The organism is Amycolatopsis anabasis (genome assembly GCF_009765355.1).
GTDB lineage: Bacteria > Actinomycetota > Actinomycetes > Mycobacteriales > Pseudonocardiaceae > Amycolatopsis > Amycolatopsis anabasis.
The window spans coordinates 125,528-149,451 of record NZ_VTHK01000022.1 but is presented as its reverse complement, the minus strand read 5'-3'; the positions used below and the strand labels follow the sequence as shown (position 1 = coordinate 149,451).

The following is a 23,924-nucleotide window of genomic DNA, read 5'->3' as shown; positions in this document are numbered from 1 at the left end:
CCTATGGGGTGCACCGCGCGAGATGTGGCCGGTGCCTTGCGCGCGGCCGCGGCGGTCGTCGCCGAGCACCGCGACGAACTGGTCGAACTGGACCGCGCGATCGGCGACGCGGACCACGGCGAGAACCTGAACCGCGGCTTCACCGCAGTGGTGTCCACACTGGACTCCGGCGAGCCGGAAACCCCGGGCGCGGTCCTGAAGGCGGCCGCCACCACCTTGATCTCCAAGGTCGGTGGCGCGGCGGGACCGCTGTACGGCACGGCGTTCCTCCGGGCCGCGACCGCGGTGGGCGATGCGTCCGAATTGGACGGTGCCGCCGTGGTGGCCGCGCTGCGGGCCGGGCTGGCGGGCGTGCAGGCGCGCGGCAAGGCGGTCGAAGGCGACGCGACCATGGTGGACGCGCTGCTGCCCGCGGTCGCCGCCGCCGAGGAGGCGGGCGGCGACCCGGCCGCCGTGCTGGCCGCGGCCGCCGCGGCGGCGGAGAAGGGCGCGGAATCCACGGTTCCGCTGGTCGCCCGCAAGGGCCGGGCTTCCTATCTCGGCGAACGCAGCGCCGGTCACCTCGATCCGGGCGCGCGCTCGACCGCGCTGATCCTGCGGGCCTTCGCGGACGCGGCGGGTGCCGCGTGAGCAAGGTGAGCCTGGTCCTCGTCTCGCACAGCGCGAAACTCGCCGAAGGCTTGGCCGAGCTCGCCACCCAGATGGCGCCGGAGGTTTCCGTGGTCCCGGCGGGCGGGCTGCCCGAGGGCGGGCTCGGCACCGACTACGACGCCGTGGTCGCCGCCGTGCAGCGCGCGGACTCCGGCGCCGGGGTGGTGCTGCTCTACGACCTGGGCAGTGCGCAGATGACCGCGGAGCTGGCGGTCGAATCGCTGGCCGATCCGGAGGCGGCGGTGGTCGCGGACGCGCCGTTCGTCGAGGGCGCGGTGGCCGCCGCGGTCGCGGCGCAGGGCGGCGGCGACCGGATGGCGGTGCTCGCCGCGGCCGCGAAGGCGGGCGCGCCACCCGATCTGGACACCTCGGCCGATCCGGAACCGCCGGCAGGCGTGCGCAGCCTGGAACTCACCCTGACCAACGACGTCGGCCTGCACGCCCGGCCCGCCGCACTGCTCGCCCGGAGCCTGGCCGGGCTGGCGGCGGACGTCAGCGTGAAACTCGGTGACCAGGAGGCCGACGCGCACAGCGTGCTGGCGCTGATGTCGCTCGGCGCCCGCCAGGGTGACCGCATCGAGATCCGGGCCCGCGGCGACCAGGCCGCCGAAGCCCTGGACCGGGTGAAATCCCTGGTGGAGCGCGACTTCGACGAGTAACGAGTTCTCCAATGTGGCATTGGGGGCGTTGAGGGTACCGAATGCCGCATTGGGGGCGCGGCTTGCCGGGGAGGCGGCACTTTGGGGGAAGAGTGCCCTGGTTGCGTGCGCAAGCACTTCGCATTTCGCCGACGAAGTGCGCCCACCCGGTACCGAAATCCCCCAATGCGGCATTGGGGGCGTTGAACGTTACGAATGCCGCATTGGGGGCACAGGGAACCAGGGCCGCGCCGTGGGTGAGGGCCTCCCACGGCGCGGCGGTGGTGGCCTGGTTCAGCCGATGCCGATCGCCTTCAGCAGGGCGAGCAGGGCGTCGACGAGTGAACCGAGAATGCTGGTTTCTCCCATGGAGATCTCTCCCATTCGAAAGAATTGTGGCGTGCTTGCCTGGAATGCTGACTCTTGAATCAGCCGATGCCGATCGCGTGCAGCAGCGCGGACACGGCCTCGACGAGCTGACCGATGATGCTCATGGAAACTCCTCCTGATCTACTCGTGCGGCGATTCCTCGCGGAAACGTTCGGGTTTTCCCGGACTTCGCCGTCACGACGGATAAAATCCCGTGTGTATTTCCACCGGGTTACGCGCGCTTTCCACGCGGTAAAGTAGATTCCTCATCGGTGTCGCGCAGGTGAAAAGATCACCGTTTGGCAGCGGATCGAATTGCGGGTGCCAGGTTCACCTCATCGGCGGCTGACACTCACCCAAGCGGGTGCTGACTCGATTCCGTCGGGCGGAGACTCGGTGGGAGCGGGTCCCGCGTGGCACTATCAGTCGCAGAAACTACTAGCGAGTAACCACCGGAGGCCGGTTGTGGCGCGGGACATCGCGAAGGTAGGGGTCATCGGACTCGGCACGATGGGTGCCGGGATCGCCGAGGTGCTCGCGCGCAGCGGGCTGTCGGTGGTGGCGGTCGAGATCGACGACGAGGGCGCCCGGCGCGGCCGCGGCCACATCGAGCATTCGACCGAACGCGCGCTGAGCAAGGGCAAGCTCGACGAGGCGGGCCGCGCCGCGCTGCACGAACGGATCACCTACACCACGGCGCTGGCCGATCTGGCCGAAGTGGACTTCGTGATCGAGGCGATCCCGGAGAACCTGGCCGCCAAGGCCGAGGTGTTCGCCGAACTCGACAAGATCACCAAGCCGGACACGGTGTTCGCCTCCAACACCTCGTCCCTGTCGATCACCGAGATCGGCGTGCACACCGCGCGGCCCGGCAAGGTCGTGGGGATGCACTTCTTCAACCCGGCGCCGGTGCTCAAGCTCACCGAGATCGTGCGCACGGTGGTCACCGAGCCCGAGGTGATCGCCGACGTCGTCGCCTTCGCCGAGCGGCTGGGCAAGACGCCGGTGGTGATCGGCGACCGGGCCGGGTTCATCGCGAACGCCCTGCTGTTCGGCTACCTCAACCACGCCGTGCGGATGTACGAGCAGCACTACGCCACCCGGGAGGACCTGGACGCGGCGATGCGGTTCGGCTGCGGCTACCCGATGGGGCCGCTCGCGCTGCTCGACCTGATCGGCCTGGATACCGCGTACGAGATCCTCGACACGATGTACCACCAGTCCCGCAACCGGTTGCACGCCCCGGCGCCGCTGCTCAAGCAGATGATCACCGCGGGCCTGCTCGGCCGGAAGACCGGACGCGGTTTCTACACCTACGACGCGCCGGATTCCCCGACCGTGGTCGCGGACAGCACCCAGGAATCCACTGTGGACACCGCGAGCGCGCGCCCGGTGCGGCGGGTCGGCGTGGTGGGCACCGGCACCATGGCCACCGGTATCGCGGAAGTCTTCGCCAAACGCGGTTTCGAGGTCGTCCTGCGCGCCCGCGCGGCGGAGAAGGCGGACGCCGCGGTGGCGAAGGTGCGCAAGTCCCTGGACAAGGCCGTGGCCAAGGGCAAACTGTCCGAATCGGACGCTTCGGCGGCGCTGGGCCGGATCACCCCCGCGGTCGAGTTCGACGCGCTGGCCGACGTCGACCTGGTGGTCGAGGCGGTCGCCGAGGAGCTATCGGTCAAGCAGGCCGTGTTCGCCGCGTTGGACGAGGTGGTCAAACCGGGCGCGATCCTGGCCACCACGACGTCCTCGCTGCCGGTCATCGAATGCGCGGCGGCCACCACCCGACCGTCCGATGTGGTCGGTCTGCACTTCTTCAACCCGGCGCCGGTGATGAAACTGGTGGAGGTCGTGCACACGATCGCCACCGCGCCGGACGTGGTCGCGACGGCGCACGCGGTGTGCGGCGCGGTCGGCAAGCATCCGGTGCGCTGCGCCGACCGGGCCGGGTTCATCGTCAACGCGCTGCTCTTCCCGTACCTCAACGACGCGGTGAAGATGCTCGAGGCGCACTACGCGGAGGCCGCGGACATCGACACCGCGATGAAGGTCGGCTGCGGCCTGCCGATGGGTCCGTTCGCACTGCTCGACGTCGTCGGGCTGGACGTGTCGCTGGCCATCCAGCGCACGCTGTACAACGAGTTCCGCGAGGAGGGCTTCGCGCCCGCCCCGCTGCTGGAACACCTGGTCACCGCGGGCCGCCTCGGCCGCAAGACCGGCAAGGGCTTCTACGACTACACGGTCCGCTAGCCGCAGCAGCCGCCGCCGCAGCAACCACCGCCGCCGGACGGCGCGGGCGCCGGGCCGCCGCCCGTCGCCGCTCCGGTGAGCGCGACCGTGGTCAGCAGCTTGACGGTGTCCGCGTGGCCCGCCGGGCAGGTGGCCGGTGCGCTCGACTCGCTCATCGGCCGGGACAGCTCGAAGGTCTCGGTGCACTCGCGGCAGCGGTATGCGTAGGTCGGCATGGGACCCATTATCCGGACGGCCGGGCCAGCCGGGCCAGTGCCAGGTCGAGCGGCGAGACGCGCCCGGTGAGCGGCGAGACGCCATCCCACCAGCACACCGCGCCGATCTCGTCGTTCGGGGTGAAACCGGAGCGGGGCGCCGACCGGCCGGTGTAGAGGGCGGCGTACTCGGTCCGCGGCGGCGCGACCAGAGCGAACCGCGCGTACCCGGCGAAGGCCAGGTTTTCCGCCACGAGCCCGGATTCCTCGCGCAGTTCGCGGATCGCCGCCTGCCGCGGCGTCTCACCCGGATCGATCATGCCGCCCGGTAGTTCCCAGCACCGCCGCTGCCGGTTGAAGACGAGCAACAGCCGGTCGGCGTGCCACAGCGCCACCAGGGCGGCGGGCAGGGGCGCGTCGGTGCACGCGACGTCCTCGGCCACCGCGTGGAAGGCCGCCAGGACGTCGCCGGTTTCGTCCACCGCGAGTGGGCCGGTCATGAAACCAGCTTGCGACATCCGCCATTTGCGCACCACCATTCTCCGCTCGAGTGGCAAGCTGAACGAGTGGATCTGCCAACGTTGCAAGACCGCCCTCATCTCGGCCAGGTCATCCCCGCCGCGCTCGCGGCGCTCGGTGTCGAAGGATTCGAGAACACGCTGGACTTCCCCCGGCTGTCCCGGGCATGCGTGCTGCTCGTGGACGGCCTGGGCTGGGAACTGCTGAACGAGCACATTTCCGACGCCCCCGTGCTGAACGCCCTGTCCCGTTCTTCGCTCCAGGTGGGCTACCCGGCCACGACCGCGGCCGGGCTCGCCGCGATCGGCACCGGGGTTTCCTCCGGGGAGCACGGCCTGGCCGGGTACACCTTCGAGGTCCCCGGGGCCGGGGTGATCAACGCGCTGCGCTGGTGCAGCCATCCCGGCGGCCTCGACCTGCGCGACCGGCTGCGGCCCGAAGAGGTCCAGCCGCTGCCGACCACCTTCTCCCGCGCCGCCGCGGCGGGCGTCGAGACGACCGTGGTGTCCTCGGCGGAATTCGCCGATTCGGCGCTGACCCGGGCGGTGCTGCGCGGCGCCCGGTATTCCGGGGTGTACGCGTTCGGCGACCTGGCCGCGGCGACGCTGCACGCGCTGCGCGCGAGCCCGAGCCTCTGCTACGCCTACCACAGCCAACTCGACATGCTGGGCCATCTGTACGGTCCCGGTTCGCCCGCCTGGCGGATGCAGCTGCGGCAGGTCGACCGGCTCGTGGAGTCCCTTGTGGACGAACTGCCGCCCGGGTGCATGCTCGCCGTGGTCGCCGACCACGGCATGGTGCACGTCGCCGATTCGGTCGTGGACGTCGACGCGACCCCCGGCCTGCTCGGCGGCGTGCGCGCGATCGGCGGCGAGGTGCGCGCCCGGCACGTGTACACCGTGGACGGCGCGGCGAGCACGGTGCTGTCCGCGTGGCGGGAGACCCTCGGCGACCGCGCCTGGGTGGCGAGCCGCGAGGAGGCGATCGAGGCGGGGTGGTTCGGGCCTTCGGTCGGCGACCGGATCCGCGCGCGGATCGGCGACGTGGTGGCCGCGGCACGCGGTGAGTTCGGCCTGCTCCGCCGCCGCGCCGAACCGCTCGAATCCTCCTTCTTGGGCCAGCACGGTTCGCTCACCACCGCCGAACAACTGGTTCCCCTGGTCGTCGCCTACTCGTAGCGGGAGGCTGGAGCGCGCGCGTGGTGGGAGCTAGGCGGGTTTGCGCGCGCTCCAGCGTTGCCGGGAACCGTCCGAAGTGGACACCGAGACGTCGGTGAACCCGGCGGCGGACAGGCGGTCCGGCAGGGTGGCGGGAGCGACCGGGTTGTAGGTGTCGCCGAGGTGGATCAGCCGGAACAGCAGGCCGTGCACGCCGTCGCTCCCGGCGAACGTCCCGCCCGGCCGCAGCACCCGCAGCGCTTCGGCGAACAACGCGTCCTGCTGCCGCGCGGTGGGCACGTGGTGCAGCATGGTGAAGCACACGACCGAATCGAAGTCGTTGTCCGGTAAGGGCATTCGCGCGCCGTCGCCGTGCACGAACTCGGCGCGGCCGCCGTAGCGGCGGCGCAGCCCGGCCAGCAGTTCGCCGTCGATCTCCAGGGCGGTGAGGCTGGCGACGCGATCCGCCAGCACGCGCAGGTTCGCGCCGTAGCCGGGGCCGATCTCCAGCACGCGGTCGCCCAGTTCCACCCCGGACAGCGACCACGGCAGCAGGTCCCGCTCGACCGAACGTGCCCACTTCGCCGAGCTGCAGCACTTGCGGTGGAGCCAGTTCATCGCCATGGGAACGACGTTAGGGACGCCGGAGGTTGTCCGATAGGCGCTAGGCTGTCAACCGATGTCGCGAAACGGTCAAGTGTACTCCGCGCCGGTGGAAGCCAGCGGCGCGCTCGTGCTCGGCGACTTCGAACTGGCGGCGGGCACCTGGTTTCCCTGGCACGTCCACGAAAGCCACCACCAGCTCGTCTGGGCTTCGCGCGGAATCGTCGCGGTGAACGTCGGCGACGCGCACTGGGTGCTGCCGCCGACCCGGGCGCTGTGGCTGCCCGCGGGCACCGTGCACCGCACCGGCGCCGACGGGCGCGCGCGGCTGTCCGGTATCTACGCCGATCCCGCCCGGTGCCCGGTCGGCTGGCCGGAGCCGCGGCTGATCGCGGTCGGTCCGCTGCTGCGCGAGCTCCTGCGGCACCTGACCGCCGACGATCTCGGCGAGGAGCCCAGGGCGCGCGCCGAGGCGGTCGCGTTCGACCTGCTCGAACCGGTCGACGTCACGCCGATCAGCGTGCCGATGCCGCGGGACCCGCGGGCGCGCGAGGTCGCCGAGGCGCTGCTCGCCGATCCGGCGGATCCGCGGGGACTCGCCGAGTTCGGCCGCGTGGCCGGGGCGAGCGAACGCACGCTCGCCCGGCTCTTCCTCACCCAGTGCGGGGTCGGCTTCGGCCACTGGCGCACCCAGGTCCGGCTGCGGGCCGCGCTGCCGTGGCTCGCGGCCGGGACCCCGCTGACCGGGGTGGCCCGCCGGGTCGGCTACTCCTCGCCGAGCGCGTTCGTCGCCGCCTTCCGGCGCGCGGTCGGGATGCCGCCGGGCGAGTACTTCGCCGGTGGTTACCGTTGACGCGTGCCCCGACGCAACCGCCCGCCGCGCGCCCGGCCCGCACCGCCGCGCGCGGTCGGCGCGGCGACCGGCTGGGCGCGCGCCGAATCGGGGCCGGACGGGGACTGGATCGTGCGCAGCGTCCCCGGGTCGCAGGCGACCAAGTTCTACCGCTGCCCCGGCTGCGACCACGAGATCCGGCCGGGCATCCCGCACGTGGTGGCGTGGCCCGCGGACGAGACGGGGTCGGCGGACGACCGGCGGCACTGGCACCGCGGCTGCTGGGAGGCCCGGGGAAGGCGGCGGCCGTGGTGACCCGGATCGGACCGAACACCCGGCTCCCGGCGCGGCGCGAGCGGATCACCCTGCACACCGGGGACGGGTTGCGCCTGGTCGGCGAGCTCGCGCTGCCCGCCGATCGCGACCCGATCGCGACGGTGATCCTGCTGCACCCGCTGCCCACCCACGGCGGGATGATGGATTCGCACGTCCTGCGCAAGGCGGCCTTCCGGCTGCCCGCACTGGCCGGCTTCGCGGTCCTGCGCTTCAACACCCGCGGCGCCGCGAGCGAGGCGGGCCGCAGCGAGGGCGAGTTCGGCCGCGCCGAGGCGGAACGGTTCGACGTGGCCGCCGCGCTGGGGTTCGCGCGGGCGCGGGAGCTGCCCGGGGTGTGGCTGGTCGGCTGGTCCTTCGGCACCGATCTCGCCGTGCGCTACGGGCACGATCCGCTGGTCACCGGGCTCGTGCTGATCGCGCCGCCGATGCGCTGGAGCACCCCCGAGCACCTGGCGGCCTGGGCGCCGACCGGGAAGCCGGTGATCGTGCTGGTGCCGGAGTTCGACGACTTCCTGCGCCCGGACGGGGTGCGCGAGAAGTGCGCCGTGCTTCCCGGAGCGCGGGTGATCGAACTCGCCGGGGCCGGGCATCTGCTGGTCGGACATGCCGACGAGGTGCTCGACCGGATCGTCGCCGCGGTGGCTCCGGAGGTGCCCACCCCACTGCCGCGCACCTGGGACGGCGAGAGCTACGAGGTGATCTTGCGGTAGTGGCGCGAGAGCGCCCCGTCGTACATGTCTTCGAGGAAACAGGTGAACCCGAGTCGCTCGGCGACCCGGATCGACGGCTTGTTCCCCACCGAGATGCTGATCAGCACCGGGCGTTCGGGCAGTTCCCGTTCCGCCCAGTCCACCACCGCCGCGGCCATCTCCGAGGCGTAGCCCTGCCCCCAGGCAGCCGGCCGGAACCGGTAGTAGAGGTTGAGCACGTCCGCACCGGCGTGCTGGCGGACCTGCACACCGCCGAGGCCGAGCACCTTCCCGGTCGCGGCCTCGAGCACCACGAGGTAGCCGAAGCCGTACCGGCGCCAGTGGTCCAGCCAGTACGCGAACTTCTGCTCGGTCTCTTCGACCGTGGGCGGACGCGGGTTGAACTCGTTGGTGCGCGGGTCGGTCTGGATCTCGAGCACGGTCGGGCGGTCGGCCTCGCGCAGCGGCCGCAGCACCAGGCGCTCGGTCCGGATCTCGGTGAACTCGGTGATCACTGCCTGACGGTAGCCCAAGGATCCGACAGAATGCGGGCATGGCTGAACTTCCCCTGGTCCTGCTGCACGCGTTCCCCCTCGATGCGCGGATGTGGAACCCGGTGCGCGAACCGCTCGCCGCGCGGACCCGGCTGATCACCCCCGACCAGCGAGGACTCGGCCGGACCAAGCTCCCGGAGACCGATCGGGCGCCGAGCCTCGAGGATGCGGCGCTGGATGTCCTCGCGCTGCTCGACAAGCTCGAACTGGAGAAGGTCGTACTCGGCGGGTGCTCGATGGGCGGCTATCTGACGCTGGCGGTGCTGCGCGCGGCGCCCGAGCGGATCGGCGGCCTGGTGCTCATCGACACCAAGGCGACCGCGGACGCCCCGGCCGCGGCGGAGAACCGGCGGGCGATCGCGCGGCGCGCGGAATCCGACGGGGTCACCGGCTGGCTGGCGACCTCGATGCTGCCGAAACTGCTCAGCGTCGGCACGATCTACCGGCGGCCGGACATCGCGGAGACGGTCCGCGACCTCGCCGACTCGCAACCGCCGTCCGGGATCGCCTGGGCCCAGCGGGCGATGGCGGCGCGGCCGGATTCGCGGGAACTGCTGGCCGAGACCGAGATCCCGGCCCTGGTGATCGTCGGCTCCGAGGACAAGCTCACCCCGCCGGACGCCGCCCGCGAACTGGCCGAAGCCCTGCCGAACGGGGAACTCGTGGTGGTCCCGGGCGCCGGGCACCTCACCCCGCTGGAGAAACCGGCCGCGGTCACCGAAGCCATCCTCGACTGGTACCCGGGGTCGTGAGTGTTCGGGCCGGTTAGAACCGGTCCAACCGCTCACGACCCACTGAGGTAGGCGGCCAGGGCTGACTCGGCCTCGGGCTGCCGATCCGGGAACCGGCGCGCGATGGCGAACCGCCAGCAGACGCCGAACAGTTCGCGCAGGGCCACGAAAGGCGCCAGTTCGGCGGCGGGCGGGGCGTCCGGATAGGCGGCGAGCGCGGCCGTGCCGTCCAGGCGCGGCGTGGTCGCGAGGCAGGCCAGGTCCCAGCCGAGCGGCCCGTGCCAGGTGTCCTCGAAGTCGAGCCAGCACGGGCCGTCCGGGGTGGCGATCAGGTTCCCGGGATGGGCGTCGCCGTGCAGCGGCTGCTCCGGGCCGTCCGGCAGCGAGGTGGCGATGGACGCCACGGCCCCCCACAGTTGGTCCGGCGCGGGGTCGTCGCCGAAAAGCCGGTCCAGCATGGTGCCGATCTCCACGAGCGGTCCGTTCGCGGGAAGTTCGCCGGGGTATCCGCGTAACGCCTCGTGCAGCGCGGCCAGCGATTCCGCCACCTCGGCCGGGCGGAACCGGTAATCCGGATCATGCGGGGTGAAATGCCACAAAGTCACCGGCAGGCCGCCCGCGAAATGCGGGCCGGGCGGCGGGTCTGCGGTAGGTGAGACGACGCGCACACCCTGTCCGGCGAGGTAAGCCGAGAGTGCCACGTCCCGCCTCAGCCAGGCTTCCACGCCGGGCCGGGTGAGCCGGGTGGTCGCGGGCACCCTGGCCACCACCGCACCCAGTCTCACCAGCACATTCGACCGCGCGTGCAGCACCTCGGCCGGGTCGGCCGGGAGCCCGAACCGGGCGGCCACCTCGCGGGCGGCGGCGATCGCGTCGCGGGTGTATCGGTCGGTCATGGCGTGATCTTGCCAGGCGGTGCGCGCGGGCCGGGACAGCGAAGGATACGATCCACCTCGAGCCGCCGGTGCCCGCGTAGTGCACTGGTGACCCGGACTAAAGACCACCACAAGGTTTCACAGTGCAGGAGGCAGGAGTGACGGCCGTAGCCCCCCAGCCGATCGCCACGCGTCCGTATCCGACGCGCGAGTCGGTTAAGGGTTCGTACCTGCTGCGGTTGTTCCGCACTACGGACCACAAGCAGATCGGGATCATGTACCTGGTCACGTCGTTCGCCTTCTTCATGGTGGGCGGCGCGATGGCGATGCTCATCCGCAGTGAGCTCGCCCGGCCGGGGCAGCAGTTCCTGTCGCAGGAGCAGTACAACCAGCTGTTCACCATGCACGGCACGATCATGCTGCTGCTGTACGCGACCCCGATCCTGTTCGGTTTCGCGAACTTCGTCCTGCCGCTGCAGATCGGTTCGCCGGACGTCGCGTTCCCGCGGCTGAACGCGTTCTCCTACTGGCTGTACCTGTTCGGCGGCCTGATCGTGATGTCCGGGTTCCTCACCCCGGGTGGCGCCGCCGACTTCGGCTGGTTCGCCTACACGCCGCTGTCGGACGCGATCCACTCGCCTGGCGTGGGCGCCGACCTGTGGATCTCCGGTCTGGTGGTGTCCGGTCTCGGCACCATCCTCGGCGCGGTCAACATGATCACCACGGTGATCTGCCTGCGCGCCCCCGGGATGACCATGTACCGGATGCCGATCTTCACCTGGAACATCCTGATCACCAGCATCCTGATCCTGCTGGCGTTCCCGATCCTGACCGCGGCGCTGATGGGCCTGCTCGCCGACCGGCATCTCGGCGCGCACGTCTTCGATCCGGCCAACGGCGGCGTGATCCTGTGGCAACACCTGTTCTGGTTCTTCGGCCATCCCGAGGTCTACATCGTCGCGCTACCGTTCTTCGGGATCGTGTCCGAGATCTTCCCGGTGTTCAGCCGCAAGCCGATCTTCGGCTACAAGGGCCTGGTCTGGGCGACGCTGTCCATCGCGGCGCTGTCGGTCGCGGTGTGGGCGCACCACATGTACGCCACCGGTGCGGTGCTGCTGCCGTTCTTCTCGTTCATGACCTTCCTGATCGCGGTGCCGACCGGCGTCAAGTTCTTCAACTGGATCGGCACGATGTGGAAGGGGAACCTGAGCTTCGAGACGCCGATGCTGTTCTCGATCGGGTTCATCGTCACCTTCCTCTTCGGCGGGCTCACCGGCGTCCTGCTGGCCGCGCCCGCGATCGACTTCCACGTCTCGGACAGCTACTTCGTGGTGGCGCACTTCCACTACGTGCTCTACGGGACGATCGTGTTCGCCACCTTCGCCGGGATCTACTTCTGGTTCCCCAAGATCACCGGCCGGATGATGGACGAGCCGCTGGGCAAGCTGCACTTCTGGACCACGTTCATCGGCTTCCACGGCACCTTCCTGGTCCAGCACTGGCTGGGCGCGGAGGGCATGCCGCGGCGGTACGCGGACTACCTGGCCAGCGACGGCTTCACCACGCTGAACATGATCTCCACGATCGGCGCCTACATCCTGGGCGCGTCGACGCTGCCGTTCATCTGGAACGTGTTCAAGAGCTACCGCTACGGCGAGATCGTCACGGTCGACGACCCGTGGGGTTACGGGAACTCGCTGGAATGGGCGACCTCGTGCCCGCCACCGCGGCACAACTTCACCGAGCTGCCCCGGATCCGGTCCGAGCGCCCGGCGTTCGAACTGCACTACCCGCACATGATCGAACGGCTCCACAAGGAAGGTGAGATCACCTTCACCGGTAAACCCAAGGTGCACGGCGAAGGGGCGAAGGCGCCTTCCCAGGTGCTCACCGAGGCGGCCATTCCGGGGGAGCACGACAAGGACAACGCGGGCGAGCAGTGAGCACCACGCCTGTCCTGATCACCACTACCGGTCCGGACAAGCCCGGCGTTTCCTCCGTTCTCTTCGCGGCGCTGACCAAGCACGGCGTCGAGCTGATCGACGTGGAGCAGGTGGTCATCCGCGGGCAGCTGGTGCTCGGCGTGCTGGCCGGGGCGCACGAGGACCCGGAGGCGCTGCAGGAGGCCGTCGAGCAGGCCATGGCCACCGTCGGCATGCACGTCGAGGTGCGGATCGGATCGGCCATCGGCGCCGATCCGTTCGCCCCCGGCCGCCAGGGTTCGACCCATGTGATGGTGGTGCTCGGGCGCCCGGTCACCGCGCGGGCGTTCACCGAGGTGGCGCGCAAACTGGCCGCCCTGGGCGCCAACATCGACGCGATCCGCAGCGTCGCCGACTACCCGGTCACCGGGCTCGAGGTGCACGTGTCGGTCGCCGAGGACACACCGGCAGCCGACGAGGAGCTGCGGTCCGCGGTGGTCGACCTGTCCACCCGGGTGAGGCTGGACATCGCCGTCGAGCGCGCCGGGCTGACCCGGCGGGCCAAGCGGCTGGTGGTCTTCGACGTCGACTCCACGCTGATCCAGGGCGAGGTCATCGAGATGCTCGGCGCGCACGCGGGCGTGGAACCGCGGGTGCGCGAGATCACCGAGGCCGCGATGCGCGGGGAACTCAACTTCACCGAATCGCTGCGGCGCCGCGTCGCCCTGCTCGAGGGCCTGCCCGAGACCGTGCTCGACGAGGTCGCCGAGTCCCTGGAGTTGACCGCCGGGGCGCGGACGACCGTGCGCACGCTGAAGCGGCTCGGCTTCCGCTGCGGGGTGGTCTCCGGTGGTTTCCGCGGCATCATCGAGCGGCTGGTGGACGATCTGGGGCTCGACTTCGCGGCGGCCAACGAACTGGAGATCGTCGACGGCAAGCTCACCGGGCGGGTCCTGGGCGAGATCGTCGACCGGCCGGGCAAGGCGACCGCGCTGCGCCGGTTCGCCGCCGAATACGGCATCCCGCTCGCGCAGTGCGTGGCGGTCGGCGACGGGGCCAACGACATCGACATGCTGAACGCGGCCGGGATGGGTGTGGCCTTCAACGCCAAACCGGCGCTGCGCGAGGTGGCCGACACCGCGCTGTCCCATCCCTACCTGGACGCCGTGCTGTTCGTGCTCGGCGTGACCCGGGCCGAGGTCGAGGCGGCGGACGCGGCCGACGGCCTCGAACTCGCCCGGCCGTGAGCATCCTCGACCCGCTGGCCGCCCGATACGCGGACTGGCTGGAGCTGCCCGCCGAAGAAGCCGCCCTCCCCGAGGCCGGTCCGGACGAAGTGCGCGCGATGCCGATCGTGCTGCGCATGGAGAAGGCCGAGCCCCCGCCGCGGACCGCCCTGCTGGAAGCGGCGGCGACCGCGGCGCTGGCGGTGTGCCTGGACGAACGCGCCCGGCCCGGCGGCGAATGGCACGAACCGGTGCGCGCCTGGGTGTCCGGGCACATCCGCAAGGTCGCCCGCCGGGCGCGCGGGGCGCACTGGCAGGCGGCGCAGGCGCATCCCGGGATCACGGTGACCGCGGACGGCGCCCAGGCCCGTGCGTTGGTGCCGAGCCGGGTGGTGGACACGCCCAAGGAGATCTCCCGGCTGCAGATCTCCGGTAGCGAACTGCCCCCGGACGAACCGGGGCCGCCGTCGTCCGGGGTGCCGCTGCTCCTGCTCAACCCCGAGGTTTCGATGACCGTCGGCAAGGCGGCCGCCCAGGTCGGGCACGGCACGATGATGCTCGCCGCGCTGCTGGACGCCGGTGACCTCGCGGCGTGGGGCGAGCGGGATTATCGATGCGCGGTTCGCATCCCGACCGTGGGGCAATGGAAAGATCTCCACCCCGGTGACGATCCGGCGGGCGCCTGGCGGGATCGCCGGGTGGTCGCGGTGCGCGACGCCGGGTACACCGAGGTCGACCCGGGCACGGTCACCGTGCTCGCCCGATGGTGAGCTAGCAGTTCGTCCGTTCGCGGGACGGCAACGCCTACACCGTCTGGTTCATTTAGCGGAGTATCTGTTCACAGCGGGTGCCCGCTCCGCTACTGTCGCTCCCCGCATGGGATTTGCGCAATTTGCAGATCGCAAGTTTTCTTCGCGATCTCCACGGGGAGTGGGTGCGATGAGCTGGTGGGATCAGGTCGGTTTTGAAGTGGTCGACCACGCGTCCCTGGTGGGCAGAGCGGCGGCCGGTGTCGCGGCACCTCCGCACACCCCCGCGGGTGTGATCCGAATGAGCCGCGAGGAGATGCGTGTCGCCCTCGGCGATGCGGAAAGGCTGCTGGATCAGATCAACGAGCAGCGGAAACCCGCTCAACGGCTGACCAATATGCGGCCTCCTGCCGACGAAATCGCGAGCGAGGGTTACAACTCCCGCGCGAACGACGTGGGCCGAGTTTACCTGGCGCATCTGGATCGGCAGGTCAACTATCTGACGACGCTGATCAAGAAATTGAAGAAGGCGCTGGGCATCATCGTAGAAAACGATCAAGAGCAGAAAGCAGCCATGCCCAAACAGGGGGAGGGGTCGATCGGGTGAACAAGCGTGTGTGGGGTGTCGCGAGCGCATTGTTGCTGATGTTCGGCGCGGGGTGTTCGAGCGGGACGGAGGGTTCACCGAGCGGCGAGTCTCCCGGCAGTACTTCCGCGAGCACACCTGGAGGCGCTGCGGGGCTGCCGCGAAGCGGCGCTCCGAAAGTCGCGGATCCGCTGCCCGCTTCGGTCTTCGAGAAGCATCCGTGCGACGGATCGCTGACCCCGGCGCAGTTGACGGAACTGCTGGGGGAGGTGCCGTCCGCGAGGAAGACGGACAACGCCGCGGGGCCCGGTTGCGGCTGGACGAAGAGTTCCACCCACGCGATTGTCGACGTGGGCTACATGACCGGCGTGACCGACGGCCTGACCCAGATGTACGAGGTCCAGAAGCCCAAAGCCGCCTTCTGGCAGGAACTCGCGCCGGTAGCGGGCTATCCCGCGATCGCCTACGACGCGACTCGTGCCCAACCCGTTGAGAGCTGCGCCGTGGCGGTGGGGGTCGCCGACAACCTGGTGTTCGACGCGGCGGCCACGCTGGGGCAGAACCGGATCGGCAAGGTCGATCCCTGTGAAGCGTCGCGGAAACTCGCGGAGATGGTGTTGACCAATCTCAAGGCGGAGGCGAGATGAGCTGGCTTTCCGACGCCTGGGACGCCGTCTCCGGTGCGGTCGGTGATGCCGTCGGCTGGGTGGGCGAACGCATCGGCGATGTCGGCAACTGGTTCGGTGAGCTGTTCTCGGGTGATCTCGGGGCACAGGCAGTTCCGGCGCCGGAACTGGTCAAGAAGATCATGGAAGGGCGCGGGCCCGGTGACTGGTATGAGGGTTCCGAGGTCGCGAAGAAGCAGTCGGGTGCGCAGGACGCCATCGCCGACCAGTCGCATGAGCTGGTGGGGAAGCTGGAAATGGCGTGGAGCGGCCAGTCTTCGGAGGCGGCGAGGGAGAACATCCGGCCGCTGGCCACCGCGGCCGACGCGGGTTCGCAGACGTTGACGGCGAACGGGGAGAACCTGCGCACCCAGGCGGACCAGTTCGCGCATCTGCGGAAGTCTCTGCAAAAGCTGGCGGATCCGCCGCCGGACAAGGATTTCTGGGACATCGTCACGCCCTGGGACAGCGACACCGAGGATGCCGTCGCCGCGTACAACCAAGCGGTCAAGGAGAACATCGAGCGCTACGACGGGTATCACCAGCAGTCGACGACTTCCGCCCAGTCGCTGAACACCGACTACGGCCGGGTGCCGGACGACGTGGGCGGCGACTACCGCCTCGAACGCGGCAAAGCCGACCCCGGCGACCCGGGAAAGCCCATTCACCTCAAGGATTTCGAAGTCCACGGCAAGGACGAGCCCGGCCGGAACCGGATCGACACCGTCCAGCCGCCACCGCCCGTCGTGCCGGTCGACCCGGACCACCGCGGGCCCGCCGTCCCGTCGCGGCCCCCAGGCTGGAGCCCGCGGCCGGGTGAGCAGATGCCGGGGTACGAGCGGCCGGACGAGACCACGCACGCCGCCGCCTTCGGCCCGTCGGCCGGGATTTCGGGCGGGTTTCAGCCGAGTGGGTTCGGCCCCGGTGCGGGGTTCGGTCCCGAGGGCTCGAGTGGTCATGCGCCGACCGGCTTCGGCCCGGTGGGCGGTTTCGGGCCCGGCGCGGGGGTGCCCGGCGGTGGTTCCGGCGCACCCGGTGCGGGCAAGTCCACCGGAACCGGGGCTCCTGCCGCCGGGAACGCGGGCAGGCCCGGCGCCGTTCCTGGCGGCGGCGCGGCGGGCAGCCGGGGTGGCGGTGGCCTGACCGGTCTCGGTGGCTTGGGCGCCGGTGGGGGCCGGGGCCAGGGCGCCGAGGACGAGGAGCACGAGCGTCCCTCGTTCCTGCTGGAAGGTGATCCGGAGAGCGTATTCGGCACCGACGAGCGGACGACGCCGCCCGTTCTCGGGGAATAACACGTGCCTACGAGGGGAAGTCGATCATTTTGGGCAAGCCCGTGGTGCTGCCGAGGCTTGTGTTCGTCAAAACCTGGGAGCGGGAGGGTTTCGGCCAGCCACATCCGATCGTCGGTGTGGACGACTACTGGCTGAACGCCGAAGCCAAACGGCTGCTCTGGAAAGGAGTGGACGAGGCGCTCGCCGAGGCGGGGGTGGCCGACAACGGGCTGCTTTCCCCCGAATTCCGGAGAATGATTTCCGTCCTGGCCGCCGGTGAATGTGAATTCTACGCGTGGAGCAGCGATACCCGTTCCGGGGAAACCGGCGCCGTACTGGTGAGCATGCGCGGCCGCGATGCCGTTCGGCTCATCCGCGACGACGACGTCGTCCTGGTCGACCGGATACCGGCGAACCGGCTTCCGGAACGGTTCCTGCAAGTGCTGCCGGCCGTGGAAGGGGCCGATCTGGCGCCGATCAAGGTGCCGAAATCGGCGTATTCCGATCGGCCGCCCGGCAAGGCCGAGCACTACGACCTGGAGATCGAGACCCGGTATGCCGAGGCCGCCCCCGGCGAGCGGCTGCGCGAGCTGATGCGTGCCGAGCGGACCGGGCTGCACCAGATGTACGCCGCGGTGCGGGATCGGCGGGGCCGCCGGTGGCGCAGCAGCCCGTTGAGCGCCATCGACCTGGCCGAGTCCGGCCGGATCCTCACCTTCGTTTCCGAGCCGCCGAACGCCGAACCGGAGATCAACTGCGTGTCCGGCACCTGGTCGGCCCTGGTCCGCACGCTGGACGCCACCCGTATCGCGCTCGAAGCCTGAGTTTCCACCCGGTGGGCCGCGGAACAAGGCCGTGGCCAGGCCGGTTGCACTGGTCGAAGATCGGGTTCAAGCAGGGGAGCACGGGATGGCACTCGAAGTCCAGCGCGAAGGCGAGCACGAGTTCGTCGGGCGCAACGAGCGCGGCGCTGAGGTCCGGATCGGCCGCAAGGGCCAGGACGGCGCCTTCTCCCCGGCCGAGCTGCTGCAGATCGCCGCCGCCGGCTGCTCGGCGGTGACCGCCGAGGAACTGATCACGCGGCGGGTGGGCGCGGATTCCCGGTTCCGGGTGGAGGCGTCGGCCGACCGCGAGGGCGCCCAGGAACTCGACGCGGTGCACGTCCGCTTCGACGTGGACCTCTCGGCGCTGGACGCCGGGCAGCGCGAGGCTCTGGCGGCCGCGGTGGACCGCTCGATCGAGCGCCTGTGCACGGTGAGCCGGACCCTGAAGAAGGGCATCCCGGTGCGGGAGGAGTTCCCGACCGCCTAGGTGACTTCGCTGATCCTGCCGTCGGCGAGGTCGTAGGTGGCCGCGACCAGTTTCAGGCCCCGTTCCGCCACGGCCGAGCGGATCGGCTCGGACCGTTCGGTGAGCGCGGTCCGCACCCGGCGAGCCTGTTCGATCACGCAGGCGGCGAGGAACTTCTTCGCGTCCTGATCGGCCGGGGTGGCCAGCACCGCCGGTTCCACCTCGTGCACCAGGGTGCTGATGTGCCCGGTGAACTCGCCCTTGCGCCGCACCAGGTCCACGGCGGCGGAGACGGCCCCGCAGTTGGCGTGGCCGAGGATGACCACGAGGTTCGTCCGCACGTGCTCGACGCTGTACTCGATGCTGCCGACCACGGCGTCGTCGAGGACCTCCCCGGCCGAGCGGACCGTGAAGACATCCCCGAGTCCGGTGTCGAAAACCAGTTCCGGGGAGACGCGGGAGTCGCTGCAGCCGAGGACGCAGGCGAACGGATGCTGCCCCTCGACCAGGGACTTCCGCCATTGGGCCGCCTGATGCGGATGGGCGGCCTTGTCCTCGACGAACCGGGAGTTCCCCTCGACCAGCCTGCGCCACGCCTCCTCGCCGGAGACCGAACCGGGTGGTTCACCGGCACCGACCGTGGCCGATCCCGCGGGCGGTGGCGGGGTGGAAGAGTCGCACGCGGCTACCGCGCCGCCCCCGGCCAGCAGCGTGGTGAGGCCGAAAACCCGCCGTCGCGTGAGCCGATGAGGACCATCGGGTCGTGTCATTTCAAGCAGCGTACGCCGCCGCCGGAAGCGCCGGATCCGGGGTTTCTCGCCGGTTTAGGAAGCGGTGGCGTCTTCGGCCTTCCACACCACGTACGCCTCGTCGGCGTCGGTGGTCATCGCCTCGATGAACTTCTCGTTGTCGAAGCCAGGCAGGGTCTGGAGCCGTTCGATCAGCGCGTCGGCGGCCGGATCGCCGCTGGGGACCGCGGTGCCGTTGCCGTCCGCGCCGGCGAGCATGAGGAACACGTCCTCTTTCCACGGGCCCTCGGGAATCACCCTGATCACCACCGCCGACAGTTCGGACCAGGTGACAGACTCCTCGCTGCCGTCAGCGAGCTGGCGTCGCACACCGGTGTCGTCGACGCTGACCGAACGCGACTGCGCGCGAGGTGAGTCCTGGGACAACAGGGTCTCCTTAGCTTTGCGTTCTGTTTACGGTACTGCCGCAGCCCTCGGCGACTCCGGCGGGGTTGACGGGAGACCCTAGTTCCCCGCCGCCGCATCCAGTCTTCGCAGGGCAGCGCGGGCGACTTCGGGATCCGAAGTCGGCCACAGCGGCGGCAGCGAAGCGCGGAGGAAGCCGCCGTAGCGCGCGGTCGCCAGCCGGGAGTCGAGCACCGCGACCAGGCCGCGATCGGAGACCGAGCGGTGCAACCGGCCGGTGCCCTGCGCGAGCAGCAGCGCGGCGTGCGTGGCGGCCACGGTGAGGAATCCGTTGCCACCCCGGGCCTCCACCGCCCGCTGGCGCGCCGAGGAGACCGGATCGTCCGGCCGCGGGAACGGGATCCGGTCCACCAGCACGAGTTGCAGCGACGGGCCCGGAACATCCACGCCCTGCCACAGCGAAAGGGTGCCGAACAGGCACGTGCGCGGGTCGTCGGCGAACTTCTGCACGAGCAGGCCGGTGGAATCCTCGCCCTGGCACAGGATCGGATGTTTGATGCGGTCGCGCAGCTCCTCGGTGGCCTGCTTCGCCGCCCGCATCGACGAGAACAGGCCCAGCGTGCGCCCGCCCGCGGCCTCCACCAGCTCGGCGATTTCGTCCACTGTGGACTTGGCGAGCCCGTCGCGGCCGGGTGGGGGCAAATGCTTTGCCACGTAAAGAATTCCGTTGCGCCGGTGGTCGAAGGGCGAGCCCACGTCGAGGCCGGTCCACTTCGGGCCGTCGTCGTCAGCCGGCGGCGCCTTGTCGGTGGCGGTGCCCTCGGCCTTGACCGCCCGGGCCTGTCCCGGTGGCAGGCCCCACTGCCGGGCGAGGGTGTCGAACGTGCCGCCCAGGGTGAGGGTGGCCGAGGTCAGGACGGTGGTGTTCACGCCGAACACGCGCTCCCGCAGCAGGCCCGCCACGGCGAGCGGGGCCACCTTCAGCGCGGGCGGGCGCGGGTTCGCCGAGTACTTGTCCCCGGTCACCCACACCACGTCGCGCTGGTGCGCCTGGTCGGTGTCGAACGCCTCGAGCAGGCGCACCGCGGTGTCGTGCACCTCGTCCAGCAGCGAGCGGGCGAGTTTGCGCGCGGTGGCCTCCTCCACCTCCTCCTTGCGCTCCGAGCCGAGCGCGGTGATGCACGCGTGCGCCGCGTCGCGGATCGCGGGCAGGGCGCCGGAAAGCGCTTGCGGCAGCGCGTCCATCCGGCCCGCGGGCAGATCGTCGAGGACGAGCGCCAGGCCGTCGCCGGATTCGAGCAGCCGGTCGGCGATGTCCGCGTCGATCAGCTTGCCGCAGCGGCGGACCGCGACGGAGATCATCGAGCTGGTGAGCTCGGCGGTGGCGACCGAGGTGACCCGGTCGACCAGGTCGTGCGCCTCGTCGATGATCACCAGATCGTGCTCGGGCAGCACCTGGTAGCCCTGCAGGGCGTCAATGGCGAGCAGGGCGTGGTTGGTGACCACGACGTCCGCGCGGCCCGCCTCGGCGCGGGCGCGTTCGGCGAAGCAGTCGGTGCCGATCGGGCAGCGGGCGACGCCGAGGCATTCCTTGGCGGTGACCGAAACCTGGCGCCAGGCCTGCTCGGAGACGCCGGGGACCAGTTCGTCGCGGTCGCCGGTCTCGGTATCGGAGGACCATTCGTAGAGCCGTTTGACCTCGCTGCCGATCCGGGACACCGCGAACGGGTCGAACAGCGCGGCGTCCTCGGGTTCGTCGGGCGCGCCGGTGTCCAGCCGGTGCAGGCAGAGGTAGTTGCGGCGGCCCTTGAGGATGGCGAAGGTCGGCTCCCGGCCCAGCGGTTTCTTCAGCGCCTTGGCCAGGCGCGGGAGGTCGCGGTCGACCAGTTGCCGCTGCAGTGCGATGGTGGCGGTGGAGACGACCACGGTCGCCTCCTTCTCGACGGCGTGCCGGATCGCGGGCACCAGGTACGCCAGCGACTTCCCGGTGCCGGTGCCCGCCTGCACGGCGAGGTGCTCGCCGGTGCGGATCGCGCGGCCCACGGCCTCGGCCATCTTGACCTGGCCCTCGCGCTCGGCGCCGCCGAGCGCCTCCACCGCGTGGGTGAGGAGTTCGTTGACACCGGGGAAATCTGCGGAGGCGGGCACGGGGACAAACGTTACCCGGCGCCACCGTCAGAACCCGCGCGCCCGGGAACTCCCGCGACCAGAGCGGAGACCGCCGGGTGCCACGGGCCGCGCGGCGGGCCGGAGAGCACCAGGCGCCGGGACAGCTTCTGGCGCAAGGGAACCAGGACCAGGTGCCGGTCCAGCATGGCGGCGGCCAGGCCGGGCACGACCGACACGCCGAGCCCGGACCGGACCATCGCCAGCAGCGTGCCCAGTTCGCGAACCCGATGAGTGGGCCGCAGCCGTGACGACGAGCGCCGGTAGATCTCGTGCAGGTGCCGTTCGCAGCCGCCGCAGGACAGCAGGAACACGTCGTCGTCCAGCTCGGCCACGTCGAGTTCGGGCTGCCCGGCCAGCGGATGGTCCACCGGCAGCAGGGCGTGGAAGGTGTCCGAGCCGACCTCGGCGCCCAGCGAACGCGGCGGGTCGACCAGGATCGCGGCCTCGACCGTCCGGCGTTCCAGCCAGTCCGCCACCTCGTCGTCCTCGCCCTCGAAGACGCGGACCGAGATTCCGGGGAACTCCGCCCGCCAGGCGGTCAGCAGGTCCGGCAGCAGGCCCTGGCAGACGGTCGGCGGCGCGGCGAGGCGGATCGTGCCGGTCGGTTTGCCGGTCTCCTCGAGCGCGAGGTCGGCGATCGCCGCCGCGGCGGCGACCGCGTTGCGCGCGTGCTCGAGCATCCGGCTGCCGAACGCGGTCGGGCGGCAGCCCGGCCCCTCCCGCCGCAGGACGGGGACGCCGACCGCCTTCTCCAGCGCGGCGACGGCGTGCGACACCGCGGACTGGCTGATGCCCAGCCCCGGGGCCGCGGCGCCGAACCCGCCTTCGTCCACCACGGCCACGAACGCGCGAAGCTGCGCGAGGTTCACGCTCATGAGCAACCCTCATGCTTGGGGAAAACACACTTGTTGGACTCATCATCCCCGGTTGGGAGAGGGTCTGGCCATGCCGAACCGCAGCTGGTTGCCGGGATTCCTGGTGCTCGGCCTCATCTGGGGCGCGAGCTTCGCGTTGATCAAGATCGGGGTGTCCGCCGGGGTGGGGCCGGTGTGGATCGCCCTGTGGCGGTGCTTCTTCGGGGCACTGGCCCTCTGGCTGATCTGCGCGGTGCGCCGCAGCGAACTTCCGCGCGGGCGCGCGGTCTGGGGCCACGCGGCGGTCGTCGCGCTGCTGGCCAATTCGGTGCCGTTCGCGCTCTTCGCGTTCGGCGAAACGCGGATCAGCTCGGTCGTGGCCGGGGTGTGGAACGCCGCGACCCCGTTGATGACCACGGTGTTCGCGTTGCTGCTGCTCCGCGACGAGCGGCCGACGCCCGGTCGCCTCGCCGGGCTCGCGTTCGGGCTGACCGGCGTGCTCGTGGTGCTCGGCGTCGGGCAGGACACCGAACTCGGTTCGGTCGTCGGCAGCCTGGCCTGCCTCGGCGCGACCGCCTGCTACGGCGCCGGATTCGCCTACACGCGGCGGTTCCTGTCCGGGCGGGCGCATTCGGCGGTCGCGTTGTCGGCGGCGCAGATCAGCTGCGCCACCGGGCAGCTCGCGCTGGTCGCGCCGCTGGCCGAGGGGGCGCCGAGCTGGCCGGGGTTCGGCCCGATGGCGGCGCTCGTGGTGCTCGGCGCGGTCGGCACCGGCGTGGCCTTCCTGCTCAACTTCACCGTCATCCGGGCCGCCGGTTCGACGGTCGCGTCCACGGTGACCTACGTGACGCCGTTGTGGTCCACCGCGATCGGCGCGGTGTTCCTCGCCGAGCCGATCGGCTGGAACATCGTCGCCGGTGGCGTGCTGATCGTGGCCGGGGTCGCGCTCAGTCGCGGCCGCGCCCGGCCAGCTTCCACGCGGCCGGAAGCAGCCCCGCGGCGAGTGCGATCTTGATCGCGTCCCCGATCAGGAACGGCAGGACGCCCTTGTCGAGGCCGGTCGCGAGGTCCACCGACGCCGAGGCCATCAGCCACGGCACGCCGATCGCGTAGATCACCAGGTTGCCCAGCACCATGGTGCCCGCGGTGCGCAGCGGGGTCCGGTCCCCGCCGCGCGCGGCGAGCGCGCCGACCAGCGCCCCGGCGAACACGAAGCCCACGATGTACCCGGCGCTCGCGCCGGACAGGCCCGCGCTGCCGTCCTGGAACCACGGAACCCCGGCCGCGCCCGCCAGCAGGTACAGCAGCATCGACGCGGCGCCCCGCCGCCAGCCCAGGGCGGTGCCGACCAGGAGCGCGGCGAAGGTCTGGCCGGTCATCGGCACCGGGCTGCCCGGCACCGGGATCGAGACCTGCGCGGCCAGTCCGGTCAGCACCGCGCCCCCGGCGACCATCGCGATGTCGCGGACGAGTTTGCCGGGGACCAGGTCGGCCAGCACGAGGCGGCGACCGGTGAGGGACAGCGAAGACACGAAGACCTCCCAGGAAGAGCACAGATCTGGCAGCAGGCTAATGGCCTCGGCTTGAGATTGGCTGGACAAGTTGCCTTCCTCACCTGCCGCCGAGATCCACACGTCCGGGTGGTG

The 23,924-nt window shown here is 70.9% G+C and carries 27 protein-coding genes; 17 read left to right on the top strand and 10 right to left on the bottom strand.

The annotated features are described in order from the left end of the window. Positions 1-3 precede the first annotated feature (3 nt). From dhaL to FXO23_RS27345, 3 genes are all read left to right on the top strand, one after another. Entirely contained in the window at positions 4-630 is a 627-nt protein-coding gene (gene dhaL / locus FXO23_RS27355) for a dihydroxyacetone kinase subunit DhaL (protein ID WP_158888313.1), read from the top strand. Further along, positions 627-1,310, top strand: a complete 684-nt coding sequence (dhaM, locus tag FXO23_RS27350) for a dihydroxyacetone kinase phosphoryl donor subunit DhaM (protein ID WP_246257870.1) — start codon at positions 627-629, stop codon at positions 1,308-1,310. The genes dhaL and dhaM overlap by 4 nt, the downstream gene beginning before the upstream one ends. An 813-nt stretch (positions 1,311-2,123) precedes the next feature. After that, positions 2,124-3,902, top strand: coding sequence for a 3-hydroxyacyl-CoA dehydrogenase family protein (locus tag FXO23_RS27345; RefSeq protein ID WP_158888312.1), 1,779 nt, complete (start codon positions 2,124-2,126; stop codon positions 3,900-3,902). On the opposite strand, the gene FXO23_RS27340 is transcribed toward FXO23_RS27345, so the two are convergent. Further along, the gene (locus FXO23_RS27340; protein WP_158888311.1) at positions 3,899-4,117 is read right to left on the bottom strand and encodes an FmdB family zinc ribbon protein; all 219 of its coding nucleotides are present in this window, start codon (positions 4,115-4,117) and stop codon (positions 3,899-3,901) included. The two genes, FXO23_RS27345 and FXO23_RS27340, sit on opposite strands and share 4 nt — an antisense overlap. 8 nt (positions 4,118-4,125) lie before the next feature. After that, a complete protein-coding gene (locus FXO23_RS27335) occupies positions 4,126-4,596 on the bottom strand; it encodes an NUDIX domain-containing protein (protein ID WP_158888310.1) in 471 nt (156 codons plus the stop codon). Positions 4,597-4,662: 66 nt separating this feature from the next. Here FXO23_RS27335 and FXO23_RS27330 point away from each other — a divergent pair, with 66 nt between their 5' ends. Then, positions 4,663-5,793 carry an alkaline phosphatase family protein gene (locus FXO23_RS27330; RefSeq protein WP_158888309.1) on the top strand — a complete coding sequence of 377 codons (1,131 nt, stop codon included), beginning with the start codon at positions 4,663-4,665 and terminating at the stop codon, positions 5,791-5,793. A gap of 30 nt (positions 5,794-5,823) precedes the next feature. Here the strand turns inward: FXO23_RS27330 and FXO23_RS27325 are convergent, their stop codons facing one another. Next, complete coding sequence (locus FXO23_RS27325) at positions 5,824-6,396, bottom strand: class I SAM-dependent methyltransferase (RefSeq protein WP_158888308.1); 573 nt, start codon at positions 6,394-6,396, stop codon at positions 5,824-5,826. A gap of 55 nt (positions 6,397-6,451) precedes the next feature. Between FXO23_RS27325 and FXO23_RS27320 the strand changes: the two genes are divergently transcribed. From FXO23_RS27320 to FXO23_RS27310, 3 genes are read left to right on the top strand one after another with little or no spacing between them, the layout of a single operon-like run. Beyond that, the gene (locus tag FXO23_RS27320) at positions 6,452-7,228 is read left to right on the top strand and encodes an AraC family transcriptional regulator (protein ID WP_158888307.1); all 777 of its coding nucleotides are present in this window, start codon (positions 6,452-6,454) and stop codon (positions 7,226-7,228) included. 3 nt (positions 7,229-7,231) lie between these two features. After that, positions 7,232-7,522, top strand: a complete 291-nt coding sequence (locus tag FXO23_RS27315) for a hypothetical protein (protein ID WP_158888306.1) — start codon at positions 7,232-7,234, stop codon at positions 7,520-7,522. Continuing rightward, positions 7,516-8,253: an alpha/beta hydrolase gene (locus tag FXO23_RS27310; protein ID WP_158888305.1), complete on the top strand. Its 738-nt coding sequence runs from the start codon at positions 7,516-7,518 to the stop codon at positions 8,251-8,253. The genes FXO23_RS27315 and FXO23_RS27310 overlap by 7 nt, the downstream gene beginning before the upstream one ends. On the opposite strand, the gene FXO23_RS27305 is transcribed toward FXO23_RS27310, so the two are convergent. Beyond that, positions 8,232-8,747, bottom strand: coding sequence for a GNAT family N-acetyltransferase (locus FXO23_RS27305; protein ID WP_158888304.1), 516 nt, complete (start codon positions 8,745-8,747; stop codon positions 8,232-8,234). The genes FXO23_RS27310 and FXO23_RS27305 overlap by 22 nt on opposite strands. Before the next feature lie 38 nt (positions 8,748-8,785). Between FXO23_RS27305 and FXO23_RS27300 the strand changes: the two genes are divergently transcribed. Continuing rightward, complete coding sequence (locus FXO23_RS27300) at positions 8,786-9,538, top strand: alpha/beta fold hydrolase (protein ID WP_158888303.1); 753 nt, start codon at positions 8,786-8,788, stop codon at positions 9,536-9,538. Between the two features lie 32 nt (positions 9,539-9,570). Here the strand turns inward: FXO23_RS27300 and FXO23_RS27295 are convergent, their stop codons facing one another. Continuing rightward, complete coding sequence (locus FXO23_RS27295; RefSeq protein ID WP_158888302.1) at positions 9,571-10,413, bottom strand: phosphotransferase; 843 nt, start codon at positions 10,411-10,413, stop codon at positions 9,571-9,573. A gap of 137 nt (positions 10,414-10,550) precedes the next feature. On the opposite strand from FXO23_RS27295, the gene ctaD reads away from it, so the two are divergent. The 8 genes from ctaD (at position 10,551) to FXO23_RS27255 (ending at position 18,122) form a co-directional block, all read left to right on the top strand. Beyond that, positions 10,551-12,335 carry an aa3-type cytochrome oxidase subunit I gene (gene ctaD / locus FXO23_RS27290; RefSeq protein WP_158888301.1) on the top strand — a complete coding sequence of 595 codons (1,785 nt, stop codon included), beginning with the start codon at positions 10,551-10,553 and terminating at the stop codon, positions 12,333-12,335. Then, positions 12,332-13,561: a phosphoserine phosphatase SerB gene (gene serB / locus FXO23_RS27285; protein WP_158888300.1), complete on the top strand. Its 1,230-nt coding sequence runs from the start codon at positions 12,332-12,334 to the stop codon at positions 13,559-13,561. The genes ctaD and serB overlap by 4 nt, the downstream gene beginning before the upstream one ends. Next, the gene (locus tag FXO23_RS27280; RefSeq protein ID WP_158888299.1) at positions 13,558-14,310 is read left to right on the top strand and encodes a peptidyl-tRNA hydrolase; all 753 of its coding nucleotides are present in this window, start codon (positions 13,558-13,560) and stop codon (positions 14,308-14,310) included. The genes serB and FXO23_RS27280 overlap by 4 nt, the downstream gene beginning before the upstream one ends. 169 nt (positions 14,311-14,479) lie before the next feature. Continuing rightward, positions 14,480-14,896, top strand: coding sequence for a hypothetical protein (locus FXO23_RS27275; RefSeq protein ID WP_158888298.1), 417 nt, complete (start codon positions 14,480-14,482; stop codon positions 14,894-14,896). Then, positions 14,893-15,522: a DUF3558 domain-containing protein gene (locus FXO23_RS27270; protein ID WP_158888297.1), complete on the top strand. Its 630-nt coding sequence runs from the start codon at positions 14,893-14,895 to the stop codon at positions 15,520-15,522. Before FXO23_RS27275 ends, FXO23_RS27270 begins: the two co-directional genes overlap by 4 nt. After that, a complete protein-coding gene (locus FXO23_RS52310; protein WP_158888296.1) occupies positions 15,519-16,832 on the top strand; it encodes a hypothetical protein in 1,314 nt (437 codons plus the stop codon). The genes FXO23_RS27270 and FXO23_RS52310 overlap by 4 nt, the downstream gene beginning before the upstream one ends. Positions 16,833-16,861: 29 nt before the next feature. Beyond that, complete coding sequence (locus FXO23_RS27260) at positions 16,862-17,635, top strand: ESX secretion-associated protein EspG (protein ID WP_158888295.1); 774 nt, start codon at positions 16,862-16,864, stop codon at positions 17,633-17,635. Between the two features lie 85 nt (positions 17,636-17,720). Further along, positions 17,721-18,122: an OsmC family protein gene (locus FXO23_RS27255; protein ID WP_158888294.1), complete on the top strand. Its 402-nt coding sequence runs from the start codon at positions 17,721-17,723 to the stop codon at positions 18,120-18,122. On the opposite strand, the gene FXO23_RS27250 is transcribed toward FXO23_RS27255, so the two are convergent. The 4 genes from FXO23_RS27250 to FXO23_RS27235 all read right to left on the bottom strand — a co-directional run bounded on the left by FXO23_RS27250 (position 18,119) and on the right by FXO23_RS27235 (position 22,299). Next, positions 18,119-18,871 (bottom strand): carbonic anhydrase, encoded by a 753-nt coding sequence (locus FXO23_RS27250; protein WP_158888293.1) that lies wholly within the window; start codon positions 18,869-18,871, stop codon positions 18,119-18,121. The genes FXO23_RS27255 and FXO23_RS27250 overlap by 4 nt on opposite strands. Before the next feature lie 54 nt (positions 18,872-18,925). Next, positions 18,926-19,276 carry a hypothetical protein gene (locus tag FXO23_RS27245; RefSeq protein ID WP_158888292.1) on the bottom strand — a complete coding sequence of 117 codons (351 nt, stop codon included), beginning with the start codon at positions 19,274-19,276 and terminating at the stop codon, positions 18,926-18,928. Between the two features lie 78 nt (positions 19,277-19,354). Further along, entirely contained in the window at positions 19,355-21,403 is a 2,049-nt protein-coding gene (locus tag FXO23_RS27240; protein ID WP_158888291.1) for an ATP-dependent DNA helicase, read from the bottom strand. 11 nt (positions 21,404-21,414) lie between these two features. Continuing rightward, complete coding sequence (locus FXO23_RS27235; protein ID WP_158888290.1) at positions 21,415-22,299, bottom strand: LysR family transcriptional regulator; 885 nt, start codon at positions 22,297-22,299, stop codon at positions 21,415-21,417. A gap of 70 nt (positions 22,300-22,369) precedes the next feature. Between FXO23_RS27235 and FXO23_RS27230 the strand changes: the two genes are divergently transcribed. Continuing rightward, positions 22,370-23,293, top strand: coding sequence for a DMT family transporter (locus FXO23_RS27230; protein ID WP_158888289.1), 924 nt, complete (start codon positions 22,370-22,372; stop codon positions 23,291-23,293). Here the strand turns inward: FXO23_RS27230 and FXO23_RS27225 are convergent. Further along, positions 23,226-23,810, bottom strand: coding sequence for a biotin transporter BioY (locus FXO23_RS27225; protein ID WP_158888288.1), 585 nt, complete (start codon positions 23,808-23,810; stop codon positions 23,226-23,228). The two genes, FXO23_RS27230 and FXO23_RS27225, sit on opposite strands and share 68 nt — an antisense overlap. Positions 23,811-23,924 lie beyond the last annotated feature (114 nt).